The organism is Paenibacillus sp. J22P59 (genome assembly GCF_059383895.1).
Genome location: NZ_JBXENX010000014.1, coordinates 45,656 through 70,016, shown reverse-complemented (window position 1 = coordinate 70,016; position 24,361 = coordinate 45,656). Strand labels below are relative to the sequence as shown.

The window sequence follows — 24,361 nt, the reverse complement described above, 5'->3', positions numbered from 1 at the left end:
ATAAGAAGTATACACAACAAAAAAACTGACCCCAAGGAGTCAGTTTTTCCGCTAACAAGGCAAGAATTAAATGCTTCCCCCATGATGAATTTAATTTTCAATTCTTCTTCGTATCATATACGGATACAAATCTTGGACGGGATGTGCTCTTTTCGTTTTCATAAGCACTCACATAATTTCGATATTCTTTTGTTTCGGAGATTTCTGCAGTGTTCTTCCCATTAACATCACCGCTAACCTTCACAGGTACGTTAGAATTAGGTCCAGATATCAATAATGAGCCATCCTTCTGTGCATAAGCAATAAAGATATAAATACCGTCTACCTCTGGCAACTGATCATCCTCATACAGGGTAATTGATTTGCCATCCTGATTTAGACCGCCAGATTTCTGTACAGGATTAGGCACCCCTTTCTCTAATTCACCTTTAATATTCTCCAAAACAGTAATTGAATAGTTCGTGTAAGGACGAGCCGCCTCTCTCGTTCCATTCTCCGTCTCAATCTTTACGGCATTCTTATATTCGGTATTAACCTGCTTATCCACGCGTCCCACAAATACATAATCCGCATCACCGACAACAGCTGCTTCATCTTCCACATCTATGGAAAAAGAAGCATGCAGATAATCTACTGGAATATCCCCCGAGCTCGCGGACGCGGGCGATTCACTGCTCCCTGTGCCCGAGCATCCAACGAATAGTAGTGTGCACACAACAAGTGATAAAAAAAGAACAATACGTTTATTTGGTTTTAGAATCATCATATTCATCCCCTCTCTATTAATAAGCTGCATAGGCTGCATCATAGGATGCTTTATCATTTATGCTTAAAGCGATTACGTCTCTATTATTTTTAAACATGACATCTCCTTCTTCATTATGATCAAGGCCAAGTGCATGACCGAGTTCATGCGTAGCTACATTTTGCTGTCTGACTGATGTGAACAAGTTCATGAGGTATTTATTGAACTCGATACTCCCGTACGAAGTGGTTACACCCGTAGTTGAACTCACTTCATAAATATCAGAGATTGTGACATCTGTAATCGTTGTTATCGTATCGGGACGAATAACACCGCTTTTATAACTGTTCCAAGTCGTCACAGCCGCATTGAATGGAGTGAGATATACCGTGCTTCCATCCCAATCCAGATGTTTTCCGGAATCAACCAAATCCCATGTTAGCAGCTTCACAATTGGAGCAGCAAAGACCTGCTGACTCGACACCACAGAGAAGTACAGTAAAGCAAAGCTAAACAATAGGAGCTTAATTGCTTTATGTTTAATAACACCCTCGTGACTAATCATTTCCATACGTTAATTCCTCCTTATTCTTTTTTCTATAGTGGCATCCTAGAAACTTCTCCGTCCTCCGCGACACTGTCTGTGCCGTATTATATTCCCCCTCTGCTTGAAATAGCTGGAACAATTCAACGAGTAGTGATACATACCTAAGAATAAACGAGCTGTATTCGAGCACATGAAGAAGAGAAATAATGAAGAAGACGAGGCAAGACTGGCTAGTAGTGAGTCAAGCACATGATGGGGTTAGTTCGTGTGAACTGCTAATCGAAGTGGGACACAGTGGAGAAAACAAATCACTCTAACGAATATAATCAGGTTCAACTGCTTGTCCAATGGAAGAATCGTTCCGGTTGAGCAGTAACTATATTTAAGCACTTTCCTTATTCCCTAACAAACGTCTATTGAACTATCTCAACAGTCACTTAACGACTAAGTTATGTCGAAAAGAAAGCCTATCTGTCAGAAGACAAGATGCTGCGGCTCCCCACTATAAAAAAAGAAGCCTTGGTAATCAAGGCTCCTCGGAATACGAGTTTCATTATAGATTAATCCTCATTAGATTTGTAAACTTGGTTGTGGTTTTTTTACAGAGTTAAGATAACATCCTAATCTTCAATCTGTCCTCATAAATAGAACCATTCATCTTATTTGATTTTTGTAGTTCTCATTAATCATTAAAGGGTCTCCGGCTTCCTTTGACGTACCCTTGCAGAGGAGTATAGCTCTGCAATACCTATAATGTTCTGATCATCCTCATAGATCACATTATCTATATTAGATGGAGAAGTTACTTCAGTATGAGCCCTAACTTTCTAATAAGATTATATATTAAATTATACTTTCTTTGTTAATATATATCAATAGAGTTCTCGGAAACATATTAAAAAGCGGAGAAGCCCACTCATACTTAAATGAACCGAAACTAATTCGCAAGCAGTCCAATTTGAGGTTAATATATCTATAATAAATATATCGTAAAAGGACGTCTGACCTCATGAAATGGAAGGTTATACAAGACACCGAACGCTTCCTAGTTTGTCGCAAAACATGGCATTCCTCGGAGTGGATGGGAATTGAGAAGAAGGATATTCGTATGATTTCAATACGTGATCGCGATTGTGCTGTGGAGGTATATGCCGATTGCTCCACGCTTGAGCTAGCTCATAAGTTACTTGCGCTTAAACAAAGGGTACAGTAGCCAAAGTAGCCTTCACCAAATAACAGCCGCCACAACCAAATTGCAAGAAAAGAAAAGGAAACCACTCAAAAAAAGGACTGTCCCAAAAATCATGAAAATGATTTTTGAAACAGCCCTTTCCTTTGTAAATCATCTCTATACGCTACAGAGGAGTATAGGAAGGGTTTACCTTAATTTAGGAAGTGCTTTACGTTAAAACAAGCTTAATCTAGACAACTATTGGAGATAACGTCAGCTATGTTCAGTAGTCAGGACCCGACCTTCCTGACTACTGAACATAGCTTCACTGTTGCTGCTTTTTACCTGTATTAGCCGTGAGATAGCGCAAGTGTATTCCTTACATTGCCCATCACATTCCTTAGCTAGCTTGAGAGCCTGCTTTTCCGGGACAAGCTTTTTTCCTCAATAGCAGGTCCCTCCAACTCCCATTAAGCCTTATATACAAGCAAGCTCAACGGCTCAACGACGTCTCGCCACGCGTTACCCTTTAACAGATCCTGCGACAACCCCATCAATAATTCTTCTTTGCATAATCAGATAGAAAATGATCAGTGGCAGCGTAGCAAGAACCAGCATTGGGAAGAACGAAGTCCAGTTGGTGGAGAACGGACCCACATTCTTATACACTTCCTGCAGCAGGACTGCCTTCTTGGGATCTTGGAGGAATAGCAATGGCGTCATAAAGTCATTCCATATCGCAAGCGTATCCAATATCGTAACCGTAGCGACTATCGGCTTAAGCAACGGGAAGATAATACTCCAGAACGTACGGAACGTACCGTATCCGTCGATAGCTGCCGCTTCTTCTAGTTCAATCGGTACTGTACTGATAAACCCTTTGAACAAATAGATCGACAGAGGCAAATTAATGCAAAATACTGAAATTAATATAACGCCCGGCAAGGTGTTCATTAAGTGCAGTCCCGCGATGATTTTGTACAGTGGAATAATGGCAATTTGGAATGGAATGATCAGGCCGACCATAAAGCTCATGAACATCCACTTGAATATTCTTTTTTTGCTTCTCGCAATGACATAAGCTGCCATAGAAGAAATGATAATTAATATGGTTACCGCACACACTGCAATAATCAAGTTATTGGTTATAGCCTGAGGATAATTCATTGCCTTGAAAGCCGTAACATAGTTATCAAACATCAGCTGCTTAGGCAATCCCAGAGGGCTTGCAGCAGCGTCATCGGGAGTCTTGAAGGTCGTTACTATTAAATAATAAATGGGCAGCAGCATGACAGCGCCAATAACGGCATACAGAAAGTTAATCACAAAACTAGCAATTTGACGTTTAGCTATCATGATATTTTTTCCTCCCATTTATTGAGACAATAAGTAAGAAGCCTTGTTAATATAAATACGATAATGAAGAAGACGACAGCAATCGCAGAGGCATACGCAGTCCGCCCGTTATTGAACCCTTCTCGAATCATTGTTGTAATGATCGTCTCTGTAGCATAGCCTGGGCCGCCCTTGGTCATGGCAAAAATAACATCGAATACTTTTAAGCCGCCAATCAGGCACATTAGAATGTTGAAGGAAGCAGCCGGATAAAGCAGGGGAAGCGTGATTCGGCGCAGCGTTGCTAATTTGCTGGCACCATCGATACTAGCCGCTTCATATATGGATGAATCAATACTTTTCAAGTTCGCAATATAAATAACCATACTCCAGCCTGTCCACTGCCACACCTGTGTGAGCAAGACCGAATACATGGCAATCTTTCCATTCCCTAACCAGTTAACAGGGCTGCCGCCAAAAAACGTAATGATATTATTCAGCAATCCATAATCAGATGACGTCATAATATATTGGAATAGAAAACCTACTACCAGAATACTTAACACTGCTGGGAAAAAGAAAATCGATTTGACGATATTGGCCATGAATCGCTTCTGATTCAATAACACGGCAAATACTATAGCAAATACGTTTTGTACAATCGTAATCAGAATGGCATATTTAATAGAATTTTTAATCGCGGTCAAATTTTTCGTATCGCTTAACAGCTGCGTATAGTTATCCAACCCGTTAAATTGAAAATGCGGCTTATAGACGGAATAGTTCGTTACACTATAGCCAAAGCTCATTATTGTAGGAATGATAAAAAGGATCACGAACCCTATAAAAGCAGGCAGTATCATGAATAAATATGTGCGGTCTCTTTTTTTTGTATTCACCTCAGGCACTTCACCTTCCACGTTTAAATTATAGAAACATCCCTGATTGCCCATGCCAGCAAGCATTCAGGAATGTTTCATTAGCCTAATTGCTATTCCAGAGTTTTCCGCATTGTTTCATTAATGTCATCTGCATCAATCAGAGCTTGCTTCACTGTCTTAGTACCTGCAAGAACCTCTTGAAGCGCCTTCCCGTAGCCTTCTACAATCGGGTTCCCCGAAATCCAAGCAGCCGTCCAAGGAGCATAGACGTTGCCCGCCTTGAATGCCTCTTCAGCATCTTTATAAATATCACCCAAATCAATCTCCATACCTGTCAAGAAAGAGCTGCCCGCGTTGTCCGCGATCAAAGCTTGTTGGGCTTCTGGCGTTGCAGTGAAGTCAAGTATTTGCAAGGCTTCTGCTTTATGAGAAGTTTTTGCGTTGATTGTAAGAGCCGATCCAGGACCACCGATTAACCAGCCTGGACCTTCCTTCATACCCGGAATAGGGAACATGCCAAGCTCCATATCTGGATTTTTCTCCATAATTGTACCTACAGCCCAAGGACCGCTCTCCCACATGGCTGCTTTGCCTGTAGCAAACTCATCCAGCGCTTGATCATAGCTTAGGCCCAGCATGTCTTGTGTTAGAATGCCGTCCGTAATCAAACGGGACCATTGCTCTACATACGGAAACCATGCATCAGCCAGCTTAGCTTCGCCAGCATTGAACTTCTCATCGAAATCTTTGTTAGCTTCATTAGAGTAGAACTCGTTGTTAACTAGTCCAATGCTTTGCTTCATCATAGGCTCCCAAGATTGTGCACCCATGGTTTGAGCCTTAATGCCTGCTGCTGCAAGGTCTTTATGGATTTTTATAAATTCATCGAAGGTTTTGGGCACCTCGATATTGTTGTCGCGGAACATCGCCTTGTTGTAGAAGATACCCTCATACCAGCTTTGCAGCGGAGTAGCGTATACTTTGCCCTCCACGGAATAAGGAGCAAGACCGGCATTCGCATATTTTGAAGTAAAGCTTTCATTCGTGATGTCCATTAGATGGCCTGCATTAGCAAGCAGCCTAGCTTCGCCGCCAACTTCGATAATATCTGGGCCTTGTCCCGCATTAAGCTGCGTGTTCAGTACATTATTGAAATTATCAAGAGCAACGAATTCGAAGGTTACTTTAATATTAGGAAATTTCTCTTTGAGCAATTTGAGGTAAGTTGCCCGAGTGGCTTCCGCATTATAGCCCATAATGCGAATCTCTACTTGCTTGTCAGACTTATTAGGCTCAGTTGAGCCTGATGTCTTCCCATCGTTGCCATTCCCGTTCCCGCACCCTGCAAGAACAGAGCTAACCAATAATAAGCTAGTCGATAGTAACGTCCATTTCTTTTTCATTTATTTTTCCCCCATGTTCTAGTTTGAATGAACTGCATATTGATCATAACAAGCAGGCATATTCTACAAAAGCAACTCCATTCTTCACTGTTAGCAGCAAATTATTATTCTGCTCTGCTATAAAACTCGCCGACCTGATTTTTATGAAATCGCTTGCATTTTATTACGATTTGGCTTGATTTCTAATGCTATATTACGTTTTTGAAGTATCTTGCCACTCAAGCACGATTGGCATATCTGCCGGAGGAGTAAATAAGAGCCATTCACCTTTACTTAAAACCAAGGTATCACCAAACTTCCATTTCCCCTTAGGAACGGCAACAGTACGGCTTGCAGCACCCTTTTCATATAAAGGCGCTACTAATAATGTATCTCCAAGCATGAACTGGTCCGTTACGTTCTCCATTCCCTCGCCCGGGAATTGATATTCCATATAGCGAATCATTGGCTCGCCTTGCTCTCTAGCGTCGTTAAGAGCCTGCATCAATTGTGGCATGTAATGCGTACGAAGAAGCAGTTGATCATGAATCTTCTCCAAATATGGAGCAGACAATACTCTCCAAGGCGCTGCCGAGAATTGAATAGACGGCATTAGACAAGCAATCTCACTATGGCGGCTGAAGAGCTCCTGATCCAGGCCATTGGTCTCCAGCTCAGCAAAGTTCAAGTACTCGCCTCCGCCAACCATATCCGGGCAGCTGAATGGATGACCTGTTATTCCTTGCAGCAGGCTATCGGGAATAAGAGCTTGAATTCCCTTCTCGCCCCAAGAATGCTCTTTGTCGCATAATCGCTGGAACAACGAATAGCCGCCCGCTTTAAAAGTAACGCGATATTCATTATAGGCGTATTTGGTACCATACGAAGCCCATAGAAAAGACTGCATGTCCGGTGTTACATGGCCATAGGTCACGTTGTCTTCACGGTAATAGCAGCTATCGCCTGCATCGAATTTGAATCCGTCAATGCCAAGCTCCAGAAGCTGCTGCATTTGGCGATCAAACCAATCTACAGCTGCAGGATTGGAGAAGTCTAGTACAGCGGAATGCCCATTCCACCATTCACATATATAAGGAGCCCCTTCAGGCTTCTTAATTAATAGATCAAGCTTTTTTGCCTCTCTATAAGCGACTGTATCCGGCGTTATGAAGGGGCATACCCATAGCATAACGGCGAATCCCATCTGCTTGAGCTCCTGAATGAATGGCTTCGCATTCGGAAATTTGCCGGAGTGGAATGTCCAATTGCCATAGTACTCGCTCCAGCCGTCATCAATCATCAGCACGCCTGGCTCGAATCCATTAGCCACAATTTGCTTCGCGTATTGCAGCAAGTCCTTCTCATTCTGATCAAAGGTCAGTTCAATCCAGCTATTAAAAATAGGCTCAACAAATAGCCTCTCCGACAAGTTAATTTCCGCAAAAGGAAAATGCGCCTTCATGGCAGCAAGATAGGCACCACGAAGCGTTTCGAAGCCGCTCGCCAGCAGCACATCATCGGGACAAGTGATGCTCCCTTTGTTAAAGTCAATCGTAAATCCGCTGTCTCTCCATAGGTAACGGCCCTTGGAGGATATGAACAGGGGCATTGCTTGGTTTGGCGTAGGATTCTGGTCGAACACAAATTGAATTTGATCCTCTGCTCCTACAGGCATGCGGCTCCCTTGGCTAACACAGCCGCCATACCAATATTCTTGTTCTAGCATCTGAATAATCATATAGGCTTACCCCTCCATTCTACAATTAGAATACGGAAGAATAAGCCTGGCTACAATTAACTGTATTCTGTTTTTATATTCCTTTATTACTTATTTGCCATACGGAAATCACTAGGGGTTTGGCCCGTATATTTCTTGAATAGCTTGGAAAAGTAGCTTGGATTATCATAGCCAACCTTATAAGCAATTTCATAGCTTTTCAAGTCGCTCTCAACTAGCAGCTCCTTGGATTTATTAAGCCGAATATCTGTTAGATAGGCCCAAAGGTTTTGTCCCGTCTCTCTTTTGAACAAATAGCTGAAGTAGTTCTTGCTTACAGCGAGCTCACTGCATATATCATTCAATGAGAAGTTTCGATCATACTTTTCATGCAAATACTGTATTCCTTTATAGACTAGCGTGCTATATTCCAGAGTCGCTGACTGGGAGTCCGAGAGGAACAGCAAGAGATGGCGCATAAACTGATTAATTTCTTCAACCTTGGATAGCTGTGCAATATCCTTATAGCTTAAATTCAATACATAATTGTTCTCTTCGGTTATCTTATTATTCGTAATTAACTGATCTCTTATCGCACACGCTACATTATAGAAAAACTCGAAAAACAGATGAAGTGACTGGGGATCTGCCTTGCAGGACAACAGCAGAACCTCATCCAATGTTTGCGCAGCAAGCGGAATATCCTTATTCCGCAGAGCCTCTGTCAGGTTATGCATATACGGGAACAGCTCCAATTGCTTGAAGGTCGTCTCCTCGCAGTTATAGCCATAGCCTAGTATGGGTTCGTCCCCCACATAGAAGCTATAACGGCTAAGATTACAGATCCGCTCATACATAGGAGGCAATTCATTCATGCTGCTGCCTTGCTGGCTGAAGCAAACATAGAGATCGATCTTGAATTGGGCAGCTAGAAAAGCAATCAAATGCTCCGAGCATGGCACTAGCTGCTGCGAATCCATCTCTGTCACGATAGCCGTCCAGCCATTATCCTCGTAATCAAACAAAGTGCCTTGGCCATATTGGTTCAATACCGTAAGCATTTGCTCCATGATATATTCCATTTGGGCCTCTAATTGCAGACTATTCTCTATATAGTCATTCATAGAGCTGTCTTTCAGAACGAAACGGAATAAGTGATAGAAAGAGAAATTAAGATTCAAGTTAGCGGCACTTTTGACGGCCAGCAATTGATTCTTTCCTGTATTCATAAAGCGATAGAGGCCTTGCAATTCGCGCTGCTTCCAATTTTTCACCGCATGCTTTTCAGCCAACTGTTTATCATTGATCTTGGTCGTAATCTTCTTGATGGTTCGCTCCAGCTCAAACTCATCAACTGGCTTGAGTATATAATTGGAGCAGCCCAGCTCAATTGCTTTTTTGACGTAATCAAAATCAGCATAAGCGCTAATTAAAATAAACTCCGTATCGGCACTGCTCTCTTTAACCTTCTTTACAAATTCCAACCCGTTTAATTTGGGCATCTTAATATCTGTAATAATGACATCGGGCTTGTGCTGGTAATAAAGATTCAGAGCATCAAGACCATTTTGAGCCGTACTGACAATGACGATTCCAAGGCTATTCCAGTCCACTATATTTTCCAACATTCGCAAGGACAGCAATTCATCATCCACGATCATAGCTGTAAGCATCTAAACCCTCCTCACTTTGGGATTGTAATGACAACACTCGTTTTCATGCCTTCTCTAGACAGCATCTTTAATCCTGCTTGCGGGCCAAAGCTGCTCTTGATGCGTTGATTCAAGTTCAATAGCCCAATACTTTGCTTCTGCTTGTACGTATCCTCACGGCTGAGCATGGCATTAAGGCGGGCAACCTCGGCCGTATCTAAAGTGAAGCCATCGTTCGTAACCGCAATATAGAACTCATCGCCTGCATCCTCGGTCACGATCGAAATATGCCCTTCCTCATGATTAGCAAACCCATGCTCTATTGCATTCTCGATAAGCGGCTGAATCATCATCTTAGGAACTTGCATCGACAGAAGCTGCTCATCACAATCGATTTCATACGTAATTAACTGATTGAATCTAATATTCTGGATACTAATATAATTCTCTGTATAATCCAGCTCCTCTTTCAGCATAACTTGCTCATAAGGATTGTACACCGCATACGACAGCGTTTTGCCAAGCAAAGTCGTAACTCTAGAGATCGACTTCGTATCTCCGGATACAGCCATCGCTTTAATGGACTGCAGCACATTGTTCAAAAAATGAGGATTAATTTGATTTTGCAATACTTTGAGCTGCTCCATGGACAGCTTCTTTTGCTCATCCAGCACTTCATTCGTTAAGTGATTAATGTTCCTGAGCATATGCTCTGCGGTCTTAGCTATGGAGTTAATTTCGATGCTTTTCGTTTCTTTGAACACAACATGATGATTGCCAGAAGCAATAATCTTGAAATTAGCTATTAGGCTGTTCATCGGTGTAAGGATCGATCTTGATATAAGACCAGATGAGATTAATACAAGGAGACAGGCCACTACAATCATGATGATGACGAACCATATATTCGTTGCCCGCAACTGCTCAATTTCTGTAAGCGGCATAATGCCAAGCATCGACCATCCCGACTTCTGTGACACCTCATTTGCAACCAGATAAGATACAGAATTGTCTTTGGTCTTAGGCAATATGAAATACTTCTTCTTCTCTTCTAACGCTTCTACAACCTTCTGCTGCTGGCCTTCTGACAAATAGCTGGTTCCAAAAGACTTCACTGTCGTCGTGCCATCGAATATCGCCATCTGGACGGTTCCCTCATCCTCTTTATCCGCAATAGCGGGCCTGAGATTGAAATCACACATCAAATAAGCCGATTTGGGTTGTCCGTAGGGGTTCAGGCTCAATATTGGTATGATAACCGATACCGTCTCCTGTCCTTTACTATTGAGCAAATAGTCCGTAGGATGAAAATTCATGAATCGAACGTATTTGCTGTTATCATTGACAGCCTTCGTAAACCATTCTTGCTCAGCAAAGTTGTAGCCCTTCACCGGCGAGCTGCCGTAGTAATACAAATACTCATTATTCGCGCCTATAATTATGGCATTAGAGATATCGCCCAGAACGTTCAATTGCTCGATCTTGTCAGCAACCTCGCGCTGATTAAACAATTCAATCGAGTAATCGATTTGATCCACACTATTACGGTAACTGACCGCCCGGACAATGCCTGGGTCATTGGCGATAATCTCCGATATATTAATCAATTGCTCAAAATAATTGTCGGCCATATGGATATTCACTTTTACAATTTTATAAATGTAGTCATAGCTTTGTTTCTGATAGCTGGAGCTATTATAATTCAAGACCAAGCCGCCAAAGAGGATCATCAGAAGAATAAAAATGACTGAGAAACTAATCACCATTTGTGACCGCAAGGACAGCTTCAACGTTCCCCCTCCTCCTGCACTCTTGACCTATCTAAGGCATTAAACATCGAATAGAGCCTCATAAATGAAGCTCTATTCGATGCTATTCCTAAAAGATATTTATTGTACGGCTTCAATCAAATTTCAAGCTGCTTCAACGCATTCAAAATAACGACTGCCGCCTCAGCACGAGTAGTGAGGCCCTTAGGAACAAACATCCCCGGCTGACGGCCTTGAACCAACTCCAGCTCATAGGCCATAGCAACGTACTCCTGCGCCCACGAAGCAATGTCGCTTGCATCGGAAGTTTCAGGCTTGCCAGCAGATGCAATATCCTTGCCCGCTGCTTCCAATGCTCTAATAAGCATGGCGACCATTTCCTCTCGCGTAATATTCGCTTCCGGACGGAAGCTGGAATCGACATAGCCTTGAACGATCCCTGCTTGTACAGCTGCCTCAACCGCATTCTCATACCAGCTATTGGCCGCCACATCGTCGAATTTCAGCTCGCCGGCATATTTTAACTGAAGCGCCCGTGTCAGCATGGTTACGAACTCTGCTCTTGTTACATTTGCTGATGGGCTAAACGCCGCACTGCTTGTCCCATTAATAATAAGCCTCTTCGTTAGTTCCTCAATAGCCTCTGCAGCCCAATGGCTGTGAGCTACATCAACGTATGGCTTGGTCACCTCTAGTAAAGCATACGTTCCGTTCTGCTCAAGCTGTACGACAATTTGCTTATCGGTGACTGTTCCCCCCACATACTCCAGTGTACCATCCTCATGGATACGATACACTGCTGCATGCCGGGCTTGAAGCGTCTCAGTCAAAGGAATACGCATCGTAATTGGAGCTACTTGAAGCGATGCTCCATCTTGTTGTTTAATCGATAAATCCAGCTCGATTATGGAGCCGCGCAGCTTGGCATTCACATTGTTGCTACCTGTTACTAGCTGCATGGTTCTGCTCTCTTGTGCCCTATCTTGTTGGTGCAGCGACAAGTTAAATGTGCTAGCTAGCAATTGTTCCTTGGTGAATGACTCAGTCAGCTGCTTCATTACAGCCTTGGTCACTTCCAATGCCATTTGCTCTGTCTGAATAGCAACTTTATCCGCTTGAAGCACTTCACTCATCGTACTGCTGGTTCTATATTCGTTCGGTGCTTCTACTTTTATTGTCCAATTGTTGTCCTTATCAATATTTGTGTTGCCGTTATTGCCGTTATTGCCGTTATTGCCGCCAGATCCGGGTTCAGTTCCAGGCTCAGGGGCCTTATTAACAGCATTCTTGAATTTCGATAGCTCTGTACGAAGCGTCTCAACCGCAAGATTAATGGCTTCCTGGGCAGCGCTGTTATCATTAACAACAATCTTTGCCGCTGCAATCGCTTGTCTCAATGCTGCCATTGCTGCAGCTGGATATTGCCCGGGAAGTAATCCTTCCATTGCAGAATCGTATGCGAGCTGTGCTATTGCTATTTCTTCTATAAGCGCTGTTTTATCCGTTTGAGCTTCATCGCTTACGCGGTTCACCGTTAAGGTATGATATTTGTAATCCCCGTTGCCCGCAGTTACTCTAACCTTAATTTTATTCTCGCCCATAGCAAGAGGAATCGCTTGCGATTCTGCTTTACTTACTACAGCCGATCCATTAACGTCTATGGTCTGCTGAGCAGAGTTGCCTGTTGCCGTAACTGTAATGGATTCTGTATCCTCCGATACATCCATAGAGTAAGTAATTGTGCCCTTCTGATAGTCTATATCTCCTTCACTTGTAGAAAGAGCGGCCAAATTCATATCAGCAGCAGGATCATCCTTCTTATACACACGGAAGTAATCAATGAACCAGTCCTTCGGATATACGCCATTATCTTGGCCTGTCCAATAGCCCGGGCCTCCTGCATACATACTGAAGAAAGTCATCATCCGATAATTAGGAGAGGTGTTGCCCTCAGCTACCAGCTTATTGTCATAATAAAATTTCAAGGATGTTGGAGTCCAATCCATAGCAAAGATATGATACTCGCTGTCGCTGTTAGGAGACATTGCATAAGAGTTGAAATTCACCTTCTGAACATTCGGATCATTCCATTTATGAATGACAGGATACGTTGACGGGTTGGAGCTTGATGCCGTCCAATATGGGATTTCGACGATATCTATCTCGGCATTCTGCTTAGTCGATTCGCCTTTAATATCATTATCAGGAGCATCATCCTGTGCGCCAGTCATCCACCATGCCAGATGTCCGCCTGTGCCAATACTAGGAAGCTTCGTCCGAATCTCATAATAGCCATATTTAGTTGCATAGCCATCGAAGTCAGCAACATCCTGTCTTGGAATAACGTGAGAGCCCCACTTATGCAAGCCATTCTTCTCAAAGGTTTGCATACCTGTCGCCTTGTTCCCATTATCCTCTTTGGACCACTCCACGCTATTCTCATCAATATACATGATGAACTTGCCATCTTTAATCATATATTTGGTCGCGCTCGAATCCATTGTATTCGCCCAGTGGGTCAAATAGCCCTCATACCATACATCTGTATTAAGCTTAGGCTGATCGAACTCATCATGGAAATCAAGAATCCATCCATCCTTCTCAAGCGGATTGGCAGGGAAGTCTTGTACGCCTGCTTTTTTATTAATCGTCACAGTTACAGAAGCGCTCTTCGATGAATCTGAAAGAGAGGTTGCTGTAATTGTGAGCTGATCCGATTGCGCTGTAGAATCAACAGTCAACATACCGCTGTCATCGAAGGTTACGCCCTGCGGCTTGGATGAAATGCTCCATTTCACTTTTTCCTGTGTCATTATATTTCCTGCGCTGCTCTTTACTTCGGAGATGAACTTTCTTCTTACGAAATCAGAAGCCGGTACTTTAACCGTCTGATTGCCCGGAAGAATCTTCACACTGTCTAATAGGTCTGCTTTAACGTTCACATTGGCTTCCACTGTAAGGTCAATGCCGAGCTCATTGTTTACGCCATGAGGAAGAGCTACATCTGCTGCGAACGTATATTTACCAGCAGTGTAAGCATTGTAGGCCGGAGTTGCCTCCTCCTTCCAGGTAATCTGGGCTTCAATCATCTTCCCATTATCAAGGGTTAGCTGAGCAGTCTTCGGAAGCTGGGCAAGCACCTGCGCCAGCGTTGTTCCATTCTCAACTTGCTTATCTCCGAGCGTTGCCACTGAAGCGACATTTGCTGCCGCTGGAACTGTGACTTGAATCGTTTTTTCAGCAGATTCTGCAGTGTTCTGATCCGTTACTTCGATTGTAATATCAATAACCTGCTCTGTTGCAGGAAATGACACATTGCCATTAGCAGCAATAATACTCGTATCAGAGCTGCTTTTAATTGCAATGCTATAGCCATCAGGCACACTTGGCAGCAGCAATTGAGACTGTCCATAGTGGAGGGTCATAGAATTAATGACATCCAAGAGCATCTCTATGCTAAAGCTGACACCATATACTTCTATTTCGGCAATACCGCTGTAGCCTATTGCTTTAGTAGAGGAGAACATCACGTAGCGAGCTGTAGTTGGGGAGAAATTATAGGCTTTATCCTCGCCCTTTACATTGCCGTCCGAAACAACGTTAGTCCATGTCGTACCGTCTACAGAGGTTTTGAACGAATAATCATACGGATATTGTCCTTTGAACGGGTAGTAGTCGATTCGATCAATAATGAAGCTGCCTTGCAGATCGATTTTCACTTGCCATGGAGTATTCTGGCTCAGATTCGGCTGTGCAAAATCACCCTTATTATTATTATTCACATTTCTCAAAGGGTTCCAGAAGCTTGTCAGGCTGGAATTGTCCGCTCTAAGAGCAGTTACATTCTTATTAATTGCGATATTGGCATATTGCTCACCGTTGAACTTGTATTCCTTCCTATGCACATTTATGGTATATACCATTTTGTTCTCTGCATTATTAGGATCTGCTGTAACCACTTGAATAGGGTTCAGCCCCACATTCAGCGGAATTAGCTCCGATACCGTTCCGCTGGCTACTGGCTTACCGTTAACGGAAGCCATGGCAGAGCCTCCAGCAAGAACTGGCGTTAGCGTGATTTCTGTCGTCTCGTTGCCTACATTGACATCAAACGTCGTTTGGTCAGCGTCAAATCCTCCAATGATGTTGGATACGCTGGGAATAATGTTACTCATCATCTGATCGGCTGGAAGCACTCTGCGCTTATGTACCTCCATCTCAAAAATGCTAATAAACGAGGACGAGCCAAATTCGCTATTGACCAGCTTAACATAGCGGGCTGCCGTCAGATTAAACTTATGCTTCTTCAAGCCGCCAGACGTATTGGCTATCGTGGCCACTGTCTGCCAGTCCGTTTTATCAGTAGAAACCTGCAAGGTATAGTTCTTCCCGTAAGCCCCTTCCCAATTAATCGAGATTTCGTTGAAATCATAGGTACCAGCAAGGTCAATCACTACCGTCCCCTTATCTTGGTCATTGGATTTCCAACGTGTATTGGCATTGCCATCCGTAATGTTACCCGCTACTAGCGACGGTTCATTGCCTGACGTACTCGACACTTCAACCGCCTTTCCCAGTGCAAGATTCATATCGTATTCGTTCTGTTCTTCGGCAAAAATAGCAGCAGGCATCATACTTAGAAGCATAGTGATAATGATACTTAGCGAAATAAAGCGCTTTCCTTTTTTCAAAGCAGCAACCCCCTAATAATAATTTCTATACGATGACTAACTGATTACGCTTACATTCCTGTATATAAACAATAAACAAGATGTCTGCATCGTATAGAATTAGAATACGGAAAAATCAGGGGCGTAACAATGTACTATGTATGGATTTTATATGACTTTATTACTGCTGCTGCTTAGGATTATATTATTATTTCCATATTATGGTTGAACTGTTCATTTATCATTGCAAATTTACATTCCTCTATAAGAAGCTAGGCTGCAAATGCAGTATTTGCTCGTTGTTCATCATTCATGACATAGGAAAAGCCCCCATTATGCCAAATGGGGGCTTTGCTCACTAACCTGATAAGGACAGCTTATGCTCTTACTATCAATAGCAATTAATTCCGAATGAGATAATCGAAGGCGCCTAGAGCTGCAGTAGCACCAGATCCCATCGAAATGATGATCTGTTTGTAAGGGCTATTCGTACAGTCTCCCGCAGCGAATACTCCCGGCAGGTTGGTAGCACCATGGCTATTCACAACGATCTCACCCATACGAGTGCGTTCAACTGTGTCGCCTAACCAATCGGTATTTGGGACAAGACCGATCTGTACAAACACACCTTGCAATTCGATATGCTTCGTCTCCTCTGTCTCACGTTCTACATAAGAGATTCCGTTAACCTTGTCCGTTCCCGTAATTTCCTTTGTTTGAACGTTCTTGAGAACCGTAACATTAGGCAGACTGTTAAGACGCTCTTGCAGAACCGCATCGGCTTTGAGCTCTGCCGAGAACTCAAGCACCGTTACATGCTTCACAATACCTGCGAGATCAATTGCTGCCTCAACACCCGAATTGCCACCGCCAACAACCGCGACATCTTTTCCAGCAAATAAAGGACCATCACAATGCGGGCAGTAAGCCACGCCTTTGTTCTTGAACTCGGCTTCACCAGGCACACCCATATTACGCCAGCGTGCGCCAGTCGATACGATTACCGTCTTACTTTTGAGGACGGCACCGTTCTCGAGTTCAATCTCGATAAGATCCTTTTTCTCTAGACGTTTGGCACGCTGCAAATTCATCACATCAATACCATACTCTTTGACTTGCTGTTCAATATTAGCCACGAGCTGAGGACCTTCAATATATTTGACGCTGATAAAGTTCTCAATGCCCAAGGTGTCATTGACCTGACCGCCTAGTCGTTCAGCGAGAATTCCTGTTCGAATCCCTTTGCGTGCCGCATAGATCGCTGCGCTTGCACCTGCAGGGCCTCCGCCAACGACAAGCACATCATAGGGCTCTTTATTGTCAAATTCAGATGGATCTGGAGCATTGCCCAATTTGGCAAGAATCTCTTCCACCGTCATACGACCGCTTCCGAAAAATTCACCGTTCAGATAGACGCTCGGCACAGACATAATGTCCTTGCTTTCCACTTCTTCTTTGAATACGGCACCGTCAATCATCGTATGGGTAATGCCAGGATTGTTGATGCTCATCAAGTTCAAGGCTTGGACAACATCAGGGCAATTATGGCAGCTCAAGCTGATATAAGTCTCGAAATGGTATTCGCCGTGAATGCTCTTGATTTGATCAATAACACTCTGCTCCACCTTCGGAGGTCTTCCGCTTACTTGCAGCAGAGCCAATACTAATGAAGTAAATTCATGCCCCAGTGGAGTTCCGGCAAAGGTTACACCCGTATCCTCACCTACACGATTGACGCTAAAGCTTGGCGTTCTGGGTAATTGCGTTTTTTCTACAGTTATCCGTGCAGACATGCTGACAATCTCATCAACTAGAGCCAGCATCTCTGTAGATGCATCATCAGAGCCTGCACTGACTTTCAGCACTACATCGCCTTCTAATAGCTCGAGGTATTGTGCTAGTTGAGCTTTTATTTCATGATCTAATGTCATTTCGACACCTTAAATCTTGCCTACGAGATCAAGGCTTGGCTTAAGCGTTTTTCCGCCTTCTTGCCATTTTGCTGGGCAAACTTCACCTGGATTGTTGCGTACATACTGTGCAGCCTTGATTTTGTTAACAAGCGCGCTTGCATCACGGCCAATGCCGCCTGCATTAATCTCAACCGTTTGGATAATTCCATCTGGATCAATGATGAATGTACCGCGGTCAGCAAGGCCATCTGCTTCAATTAGTACATCAAAGTTGCGGGAGATCACATGTGAAGGATCACCGATCATAATATATTTAACTTTACCGATAGCTTCAGAGCTTCCGTGCCATGCTTTATGCGTGAAGTGAGTATCTGTTGATACCGAGTACACTTCAACACCAAGACCCTTCAGCGTCTCGTATTGGTTCTGCAGATCTTCGAGCTCTGTTGGACATACGAATGTAAAGTCAGCTGGATAAAAGCAAACGACGCTCCATTTACCTTTAAAATTAGCTTCTGTAACTTCTATAAACTCACCATTTTGAAATGCGGATGCTTTGAAAGGCAATACTTCTGTTCCGATTAATGACATAGTAAAGTCTCCTCTTGGTTGATTTTTATTTTCATAGAGCATGTCCATGTGCTGCTTTGGAACATACTTTATAATCATTATAATTAACTAAATCATGATCTATGTCAAGATTATTTAGAATAATTATAATTAAAGATTTGATGAAGCTGTTGAAATTCTCATAAAAGGCATTAGGCTCCTCATTTAGTATGCTGCTAATTTGATAATATTATGTATTTAATTTTTGAGCTTACTACTCCTGCAAGAAGTTATGACTCCAGAGCGGGCGTCTATTTATGCTTCTATTGCTTTAAGTTTAAACCGCCGTTGCTTAGATCATAATGGAATTATAGAAAAGGGGTTAAGGCTGATGGATAGGAACCAGAGCAGGTGATTAAAACTTGGCAAATAATGATTTCCTACCTTCCCAACTGGAACGTTTTTGTGCAGGGTTTTATCGTATTTTTGATTCCTTATATAATCTCAAAGCTTTATAAATGGATTTATACATCACAAGAAATTGAGAACGATGAAATGGTGGACATCAAAGATGATACAAAAGCCTGATTTCAAAACTCCAAAAAGCAATGAATTAACTTCTCCTGAATCATCCATCAAGTTCACGGGTAGCTTCTCCTTCGATCTTGATCTTCTGAGGAATGAAATCGCTCATAACTCGGATGTGCACTTTAGAGAATTTCAATTAGGAGGCACATCTGTAAGTGCGGCGATCGTTTTTGTAGACAGGCTATCAGATAAAGATCTCATTGATAAACACATTATGAAATCGTTAATGAATAATTTCTCCGATGGATACAATCAAAGCCCTTCTTTTACAGAAGGAACTGTTTCAATAGAGTTTATTAAGAACCAAGTCCTCTCCATTAGCGAAGTAATAGAAACCTATGATTTAAAAGACTTAGTGTCCAACGTATTGACAGGCTCGACTGCGCTCTTTGTTGATGGGTTAACAAGCGTCCTCATTCTTGGTACCACCAGAGAGAACACGCGCAATATTGAAGAGCCGCTATCAGAAGCATTAGTTAGGGGTCCGCGCATAGGGTTCACCGAATCGCTATGTGATAATACGGCCCTTCTGCGCCAGCATGGCGATAATGCCAACTTATCCATTGTTAGCTTTCAGGTCGGACAGCGCACCAAAAAAGAACTGGTCATCGCCTATATCAAAGATCTTGCTGACCCTGATTTGATCACAGAAGTTAAAAAAAGAATCCATACCATAAATATTGATGATGTACCGGAATCAGGCTATGTTGAGCAGCTAATCGAAGATAATTACCTCAGCCCTTTTGCACAAGTACAGAATACAGAACGACCCGACCGCGTTTTCAGTGCCTTGATGGAGGGACGAGTAGCGATCTTGTTAGATGGGACACCCTTCGCTCTGATCGTTCCCATCACGCTCGGTATGCTGCTGCATTCGCCAGAAGATTATTATGAGCGCTGGCTGCCTAGTTTTCTAATCCGGCTATTACGATATTTTGCGGCCACTATTTCACTTTTTGGTCCTTCCTTGTATATTTCGTTTGTCTCGTTTCATCAGGGGCTGATTCCTACCAAACTAGCCTTGTCTATCATGGCTACTAGAGAAGGTGTACCGTTCCCTGCAATCATAGAAGCACTGATCATGGAAGTAACCATCGAGATTTTGCGAGAAGCTGGGCTGCGCTTGCCTAAGCCTATTGGTCCGGCAATGGGCATTGTCGGTGGACTTGTCATTGGGGAAGCTGCGGTACAAGCAGGGATTGTCAGCCCTTTCATGGTGATTGTAGTCGCATTAACTGCCATTTCTTCATTCGCCATCCCTCATTATAGCGCTGGAATTACATTCCGCATTCTTCGATTTGCAGCCATGTTTTCTGCTGCTGTATTCGGTTTATACGGGGTCGTTCTTTTTTCCCTTCTGCTTGGCAGCCACTTGGTGAGGCTGAAGAGCTTTGGCGTACCCTACATCAGTCCGATCATTCCATATCGAGCAAGTGATTGGAAAAACCTTTTGATCCGAATGCCCCTTATGATGAAACGTCGTCCAAAAATAAGGCATGCGACCGCCCGCAAAAGATAGCTACTAGCTTATTGGGAAAGGAACTATAACCGCTATGATCGGTAGTTCAAAAGATAAAATTACGAGCTCGCAAGCAGTTGTAATCCTAGTCAATTATATTCTTGCAGCGGGAATCCTCACTCTGCCCCGGGAATCAGTGGAGAAGGTACATACGCCCGATGTATGGATTAGCGTTATTATAGGCGGACTGGCTGCGATGACCGCAGGGCTGATTATCGTAAAACTAAACCAACAATTCCCTGGCAAAACCTTCTACCAATACAGCCATGAAATCGTAGGGAAATGGTTGGGCGGACTTCTAAGTTTACTTATCATCGCTTATTTTTTTACCATTTCAGCCTACGAAGTTAGAACAATGGCCGAGGTAACAGGTTTTTTTTTACTTGAGGATACGCCCACTTGGGCCATCATCATGCCTTTTATGTGGATTGGCCTCTATTTAATTATAGGCGGATTAAATCCGATCGCCCGCCTCTTTGAAATCATATTTCCTATTACAATCATCATTTTTTTGCTGGTTGCCTTTTTGAGCTTAGGCATATTCGAAATTGACAACCTCCGCCCAGTATTGGGACTAGGGATAATGCCTATGTTGAAAGGAATAAAGACAACGGCTCTCGCCTTTTTGGGCGCTGAAATTATGCTGATCCTTGTAGCATTTATGCAACAGCCGGAAAAGGCTGTAAAAGTTGTTCTAGTTGGAGTAGCTATTCCCTTGATTTTTTACGTCATAACTGTTGTTATGGTCATAGGAGCGTTATCTATCGATGGCGTAGTCACCCGAACATGGCCTACACTCGAGCTTATGCGCAGCTTCGAAATCCCGGGCTTAATCTTTGAACGGTTTGAATCCATGCTGCTTGTCATATGGATTATGCAAATCTTCACTACTTTTACCATCACCTACTATGCAGCTGCGTTAGGGCTAGCTCAACTTTTCAACAAGAACATTCAGCCATTTATATATGGCTTGCTTCCGATTATCTACCTGATTGCCATGCTTCCAAAAAATATTAATGATTTATTTAAATTTGGGGATATGGTCGGCCATGCCGCATTGTTCTTATTTGCTGTATTGCCATTGAGCCTGCTTCTCCTATCTAAATTGAAGGGCAGGATAAAAAGGCATGAGACATAGACATGTACGGCTGCTCTTAAGCTCACTGTTCATACTCCTGCTTCTTACTCTTACTGGATGCTGGAGCAGCAAAGAAATTGAGGATTTAGGCTTAATCGTAGGAACTGCTTTGGATTTAGAAAAAGAGGCGAGTTCCTTGGGTCCATCGTCAGGGCAACAAGGCTCCCCTTCTAATAGAACTCTGCTTACGATAACCAATCAATTTGTTACGTCAGAGACCATCGGTACAGCAACTAAAGAGGATACAGCCCCAAGAAAAGCCTACAAAAATGTTACCGAAACAGGAGATGCCACCCTCCCGACATTACGTAATATGATATTGAAGTTCGACAAACGTGCTTTTGCTGAGCATTCCAAAGTAATTGTCATTGGAGCAGAGCTTGCACGTGTTTTGAATATGCAACAGATATTAGACTTCTATATTAGAGAGCAAGAGATGAGACCAAGCGGTCTGGTTCTAATTGCTAAAGACCGTGCAAGTAAAACATTAGAATCAAAAGGAGCCAATGATATTCCGGCCTTTCAACTCATTGAAATGACAGGAGGCCACGATAGAACCACAAAGATTTTGCCTCCTATGACCCTTGCCAAAATAGAGGGGAAGTTACATTCTGGCTCCAGCTTCCTTTTGCAAAATGTTATCTTAACAAATGGGGAAGTAAAATTTGCAGGAGCTGCCTTAATTAAAGGAAAAACAAACAAGCTTATTGGATTTTTGAACGAGCAGGAAGTAGAGGGCTTAACCTGGATAATCGGAAAAGGAAAAGGCGGTTTGATAAGAAGCTTTGATGAAGAAACAGGTCAGCCAATCGTATACGAAGTTTTTTCAATGAAAAGCAACATTAAACCTCATGTGGACGGGGACAATATCTCATTCAATATAGAAATCGAGTCGGAAGGAAGAATTGCTGAGCATTGGGTGGTTACAGAGGATTCCTTTGAAAATGGATTTATAGAAAGAGCAGAACAAGCTTCTCAAAAAGAGGTCGAGCGTTTGGTCAAGAATGTATTAGATAAAATACAGCATAAATACCAAACAGATGTTGCTGGATTCGGAAACCGCTTGAGAATTGATTATCCTCATGTATGGAACAAGGTCAAAAAAGACTGGGATCACACATTCAGTGAGGCTTCGATCAAGTACGAGGTCAAATTAACTGTAAAAGATTACGGAACTTCAGATCAGTAAAATCTCTTGCTGGTATAGTTGAAGCTTTGAGGAAGGATCTTGTTGTTTCAACCAGATGTAAAAAAACGAAACCGCCATTTCTGGCAGTTTCGTTTTTTTTCTTCAGGGTGGTAGACGAAATTATCTGGCGCGTTCTTCTCCACCAACGTCTCCAAAAAACTTGATCGCATAGATCGCACAAATTCCGACGATGACATAAATAATGCGAGACAGCACGGAGTCCTGTCCTCCAAATAGCGAAGCGACCAAATCAAATTCAAAAAGACCAATCAATAACCAATTGATTCCTCCCACGATTAATAAAGCTAAAGCTATAACATTTAATGTCCTCATTTCATGCCAGCTCCTCGTAGATTATTTACTACTTAGTAACATTTCCATGTTGCGCTGGGATTATGCTTGGTAATGTTACCTTTAGACTAACCCAGCTCAACTTTTTAATTAATACCTATATACCCTTTCCCCACTTCCTTATAACAACGATCCTAATACAAATAAAAAAAGAGGCAGCCCAAATACGCTGCCTCACCTATTCATTCTACGATTCTTAAGTACCTTCTCCAACCGCTTCCTCCGACAACTCACCAATACCGTTCAGCGCAGCAACCCTACCGATTTCTTCCATTATGGATAGGAAGGGCTGAAGCAATTGAACAATTTCCTCCGTCTCCTGATGGACGGCTTGCCACTGCCCTTTCAGCTTCGGATCACTGCTTGACAGGCTCAGCAGCCGTTGCTGCAGCAGTACCTGCTTCATCTGCCGGTATCCAGCAACTGCTTCCTGAAAGCCAGCGTTCCGAAAATTGCCGCGCATCGTGGCCAGCCCCTCCGTTATGCGTTCCAGGTTAGCAGCTATCGTACCCGTTGAAAGCTCCATTTACATGACCGTCCCATCAGTTTTGTATTTGCTCCATGTACATCCCGTTGCGTTATTGTGATTGTTCAGCGATTTCAAAAAAACTTGGTAACGCAAGGTGCCAGTGGCACCCTCCGTATACACTTTGAACGTCTTTGCCCATAACTTAGCGAAAGATGCCGTATTGCAACCAAATACCTTGGTCAAAGTGCTCGTATCGTATGACTTATGATTGCCCATTATAAAAGGTGCCAAATCCGCCTTAATATCCGACCTCCAGACCACAGCCCCCCTATCCGAAGGCCTTACCGGCGTATGGCTGCTATCATGCTCCAACGTTAGCCACAAATCATCCTGAGCATGGCCGAAATACCAGAATCGGCTCACCGGCTTGTTCTTAAATGTACGTATTGTACTCCAGAACTCACTTCCTCCGCCAATCCATTTCAGGGTCCAGCCATATTGTGCAGCCTTTTTCTCCAACTTATCAACATAAGAATGGTAACCGGCTTTTAATAACTCGCTCGTTGAGGATGCCTTGTTTTTGAGATCGTCCGTCCAACGTTTTTCGTAAGCGGGTTTATAGATAAGCCAGACCACTTGTTCATTTGCTTTAGCGGGAAACTGCTTAAAACGGGCAATATTGAGCGGATAATGAACATAATTGGCCCAGCTCTAGTCATGTTCCTCATCTTTGGAATCCTTTAAGCCAGGACCCCCGCTTAGCATAAGAAACGTTC

At 43.1% G+C, this 24,361-nt stretch carries 17 protein-coding genes; 3 read left to right on the top strand and 14 right to left on the bottom strand.

Annotated features, from left to right (window positions below; genetic code table 11):
• Positions 1 to 97 precede the first annotated feature (97 nt).
• From AC50YO_RS21255 to ahpC, 11 genes are all read right to left on the bottom strand, one after another.
• On the bottom strand, positions 98 to 763 hold the full coding sequence (locus AC50YO_RS21255) for a cell surface protein (protein ID WP_494850186.1): 666 nt from the start codon (positions 761 to 763) through the stop codon (positions 98 to 100).
• Positions 764 to 782: 19 nt separating this feature from the next.
• Positions 783 to 1,316 carry a matrixin family metalloprotease gene (locus AC50YO_RS21250; RefSeq protein WP_494850185.1) on the bottom strand — a complete coding sequence of 178 codons (534 nt, stop codon included), beginning with the start codon at positions 1,314 to 1,316 and terminating at the stop codon, positions 783 to 785.
• Positions 1,317 to 2,985: 1,669 nt separating this feature from the next.
• Positions 2,986 to 3,819 carry a carbohydrate ABC transporter permease gene (locus AC50YO_RS21245; RefSeq protein ID WP_494850184.1) on the bottom strand — a complete coding sequence of 278 codons (834 nt, stop codon included), beginning with the start codon at positions 3,817 to 3,819 and terminating at the stop codon, positions 2,986 to 2,988.
• Positions 3,816 to 4,697 carry a carbohydrate ABC transporter permease gene (locus tag AC50YO_RS21240; RefSeq protein ID WP_494850183.1) on the bottom strand — a complete coding sequence of 294 codons (882 nt, stop codon included), beginning with the start codon at positions 4,695 to 4,697 and terminating at the stop codon, positions 3,816 to 3,818. Before AC50YO_RS21240 ends, AC50YO_RS21245 begins: the two co-directional genes overlap by 4 nt.
• Positions 4,698 to 4,789: 92 nt before the next feature.
• Positions 4,790 to 6,082, bottom strand: coding sequence for an ABC transporter substrate-binding protein (locus AC50YO_RS21235; RefSeq protein WP_494850182.1), 1,293 nt, complete (start codon positions 6,080 to 6,082; stop codon positions 4,790 to 4,792).
• Positions 6,083 to 6,275: 193 nt separating this feature from the next.
• Entirely contained in the window at positions 6,276 to 7,799 is a 1,524-nt protein-coding gene (locus AC50YO_RS21230) for a glycoside hydrolase family 31 protein (protein WP_494850181.1), read from the bottom strand.
• An 86-nt stretch (positions 7,800 to 7,885) separates the two neighbouring features.
• The gene (locus AC50YO_RS21225) at positions 7,886 to 9,451 is read right to left on the bottom strand and encodes a response regulator transcription factor (protein ID WP_494850180.1); all 1,566 of its coding nucleotides are present in this window, start codon (positions 9,449 to 9,451) and stop codon (positions 7,886 to 7,888) included.
• An 11-nt stretch (positions 9,452 to 9,462) separates the two neighbouring features.
• Positions 9,463 to 11,220 (bottom strand): cache domain-containing sensor histidine kinase, encoded by a 1,758-nt coding sequence (locus tag AC50YO_RS21220; RefSeq protein ID WP_494850179.1) that lies wholly within the window; start codon positions 11,218 to 11,220, stop codon positions 9,463 to 9,465.
• A 116-nt stretch (positions 11,221 to 11,336) separates the two neighbouring features.
• Positions 11,337 to 15,890 carry an S-layer homology domain-containing protein gene (locus AC50YO_RS21215; protein WP_494850178.1) on the bottom strand — a complete coding sequence of 1,518 codons (4,554 nt, stop codon included), beginning with the start codon at positions 15,888 to 15,890 and terminating at the stop codon, positions 11,337 to 11,339.
• A 380-nt stretch (positions 15,891 to 16,270) separates the two neighbouring features.
• On the bottom strand, positions 16,271 to 17,800 hold the full coding sequence (ahpF, locus tag AC50YO_RS21210; RefSeq protein ID WP_494850177.1) for an alkyl hydroperoxide reductase subunit F: 1,530 nt from the start codon (positions 17,798 to 17,800) through the stop codon (positions 16,271 to 16,273).
• Positions 17,801 to 17,809: 9 nt separating this feature from the next.
• Positions 17,810 to 18,373 (bottom strand): alkyl hydroperoxide reductase subunit C, encoded by a 564-nt coding sequence (gene ahpC, locus AC50YO_RS21205; RefSeq protein ID WP_494850176.1) that lies wholly within the window; start codon positions 18,371 to 18,373, stop codon positions 17,810 to 17,812.
• A gap of 508 nt (positions 18,374 to 18,881) precedes the next feature.
• On the opposite strand from ahpC, the gene AC50YO_RS21200 reads away from it, so the two are divergent.
• From AC50YO_RS21200 to AC50YO_RS21190, 3 genes are read left to right on the top strand one after another with little or no spacing between them, the layout of a single operon-like run.
• A complete protein-coding gene (locus tag AC50YO_RS21200) occupies positions 18,882 to 20,438 on the top strand; it encodes a spore germination protein (protein ID WP_494850175.1) in 1,557 nt (518 codons plus the stop codon).
• A gap of 34 nt (positions 20,439 to 20,472) precedes the next feature.
• A complete protein-coding gene (locus AC50YO_RS21195; protein ID WP_494850174.1) occupies positions 20,473 to 21,576 on the top strand; it encodes a spore germination protein in 1,104 nt (367 codons plus the stop codon).
• Complete coding sequence (locus tag AC50YO_RS21190; protein WP_494850173.1) at positions 21,566 to 22,765, top strand: Ger(x)C family spore germination protein; 1,200 nt, start codon at positions 21,566 to 21,568, stop codon at positions 22,763 to 22,765. The genes AC50YO_RS21195 and AC50YO_RS21190 overlap by 11 nt, the downstream gene beginning before the upstream one ends.
• A 120-nt stretch (positions 22,766 to 22,885) precedes the next feature.
• Here AC50YO_RS21190 and AC50YO_RS21185 read toward each other — a convergent pair whose 3' ends face one another.
• The 3 genes from AC50YO_RS21185 to AC50YO_RS21175 all read right to left on the bottom strand — a co-directional run bounded on the left by AC50YO_RS21185 (position 22,886) and on the right by AC50YO_RS21175 (position 24,221).
• On the bottom strand, positions 22,886 to 23,098 hold the full coding sequence (locus AC50YO_RS21185; protein ID WP_494850172.1) for a DUF378 domain-containing protein: 213 nt from the start codon (positions 23,096 to 23,098) through the stop codon (positions 22,886 to 22,888).
• A gap of 214 nt (positions 23,099 to 23,312) precedes the next feature.
• Complete coding sequence (locus AC50YO_RS21180; protein ID WP_494850171.1) at positions 23,313 to 23,642, bottom strand: hypothetical protein; 330 nt, start codon at positions 23,640 to 23,642, stop codon at positions 23,313 to 23,315.
• Entirely contained in the window at positions 23,643 to 24,221 is a 579-nt protein-coding gene (locus AC50YO_RS21175; RefSeq protein ID WP_494850170.1) for a hypothetical protein, read from the bottom strand.
• Positions 24,222 to 24,361 lie beyond the last annotated feature (140 nt).

Bases quoted from the DNA above. Each gene is read 5' to 3' on its own strand.
- AC50YO_RS21190 (WP_494850173.1), top strand. From the start codon at position 21,566: ATGAGACATAGACATGTACGGCTGCTCTTAAGCTCACTGTTCATACTC.
- AC50YO_RS21230 (WP_494850181.1), bottom strand. From the start codon at position 7,799: ATGATTATTCAGATGCTAGAACAAGAATATTGGTATGGCGGCTGTGTT.
- AC50YO_RS21250 (WP_494850185.1), bottom strand. From the start codon at position 1,316: ATGGAAATGATTAGTCACGAGGGTGTTATTAAACATAAAGCAATTAAG.
- AC50YO_RS21200 (WP_494850175.1), top strand. From the start codon at position 18,882: ATGAAATGGTGGACATCAAAGATGATACAAAAGCCTGATTTCAAAACT.
- ahpF (WP_494850177.1), bottom strand. From the start codon at position 17,800: ATGACATTAGATCATGAAATAAAAGCTCAACTAGCACAATACCTCGAG.
- ahpC (WP_494850176.1), bottom strand. From the start codon at position 18,373: ATGTCATTAATCGGAACAGAAGTATTGCCTTTCAAAGCATCCGCATTT.
- AC50YO_RS21185 (WP_494850172.1), bottom strand. From the start codon at position 23,098: ATGAGGACATTAAATGTTATAGCTTTAGCTTTATTAATCGTGGGAGGA.
- AC50YO_RS21195 (WP_494850174.1), top strand. From the start codon at position 20,473: ATGATCGGTAGTTCAAAAGATAAAATTACGAGCTCGCAAGCAGTTGTA.
- AC50YO_RS21235 (WP_494850182.1), bottom strand. From the start codon at position 6,082: ATGAAAAAGAAATGGACGTTACTATCGACTAGCTTATTATTGGTTAGC.
- AC50YO_RS21225 (WP_494850180.1), bottom strand. From the start codon at position 9,451: ATGCTTACAGCTATGATCGTGGATGATGAATTGCTGTCCTTGCGAATG.
- AC50YO_RS21255 (WP_494850186.1), bottom strand. From the start codon at position 763: ATGATTCTAAAACCAAATAAACGTATTGTTCTTTTTTTATCACTTGTT.
- AC50YO_RS21245 (WP_494850184.1), bottom strand. From the start codon at position 3,819: ATGATAGCTAAACGTCAAATTGCTAGTTTTGTGATTAACTTTCTGTAT.
- AC50YO_RS21180 (WP_494850171.1), bottom strand. From the start codon at position 23,642: ATGGAGCTTTCAACGGGTACGATAGCTGCTAACCTGGAACGCATAACG.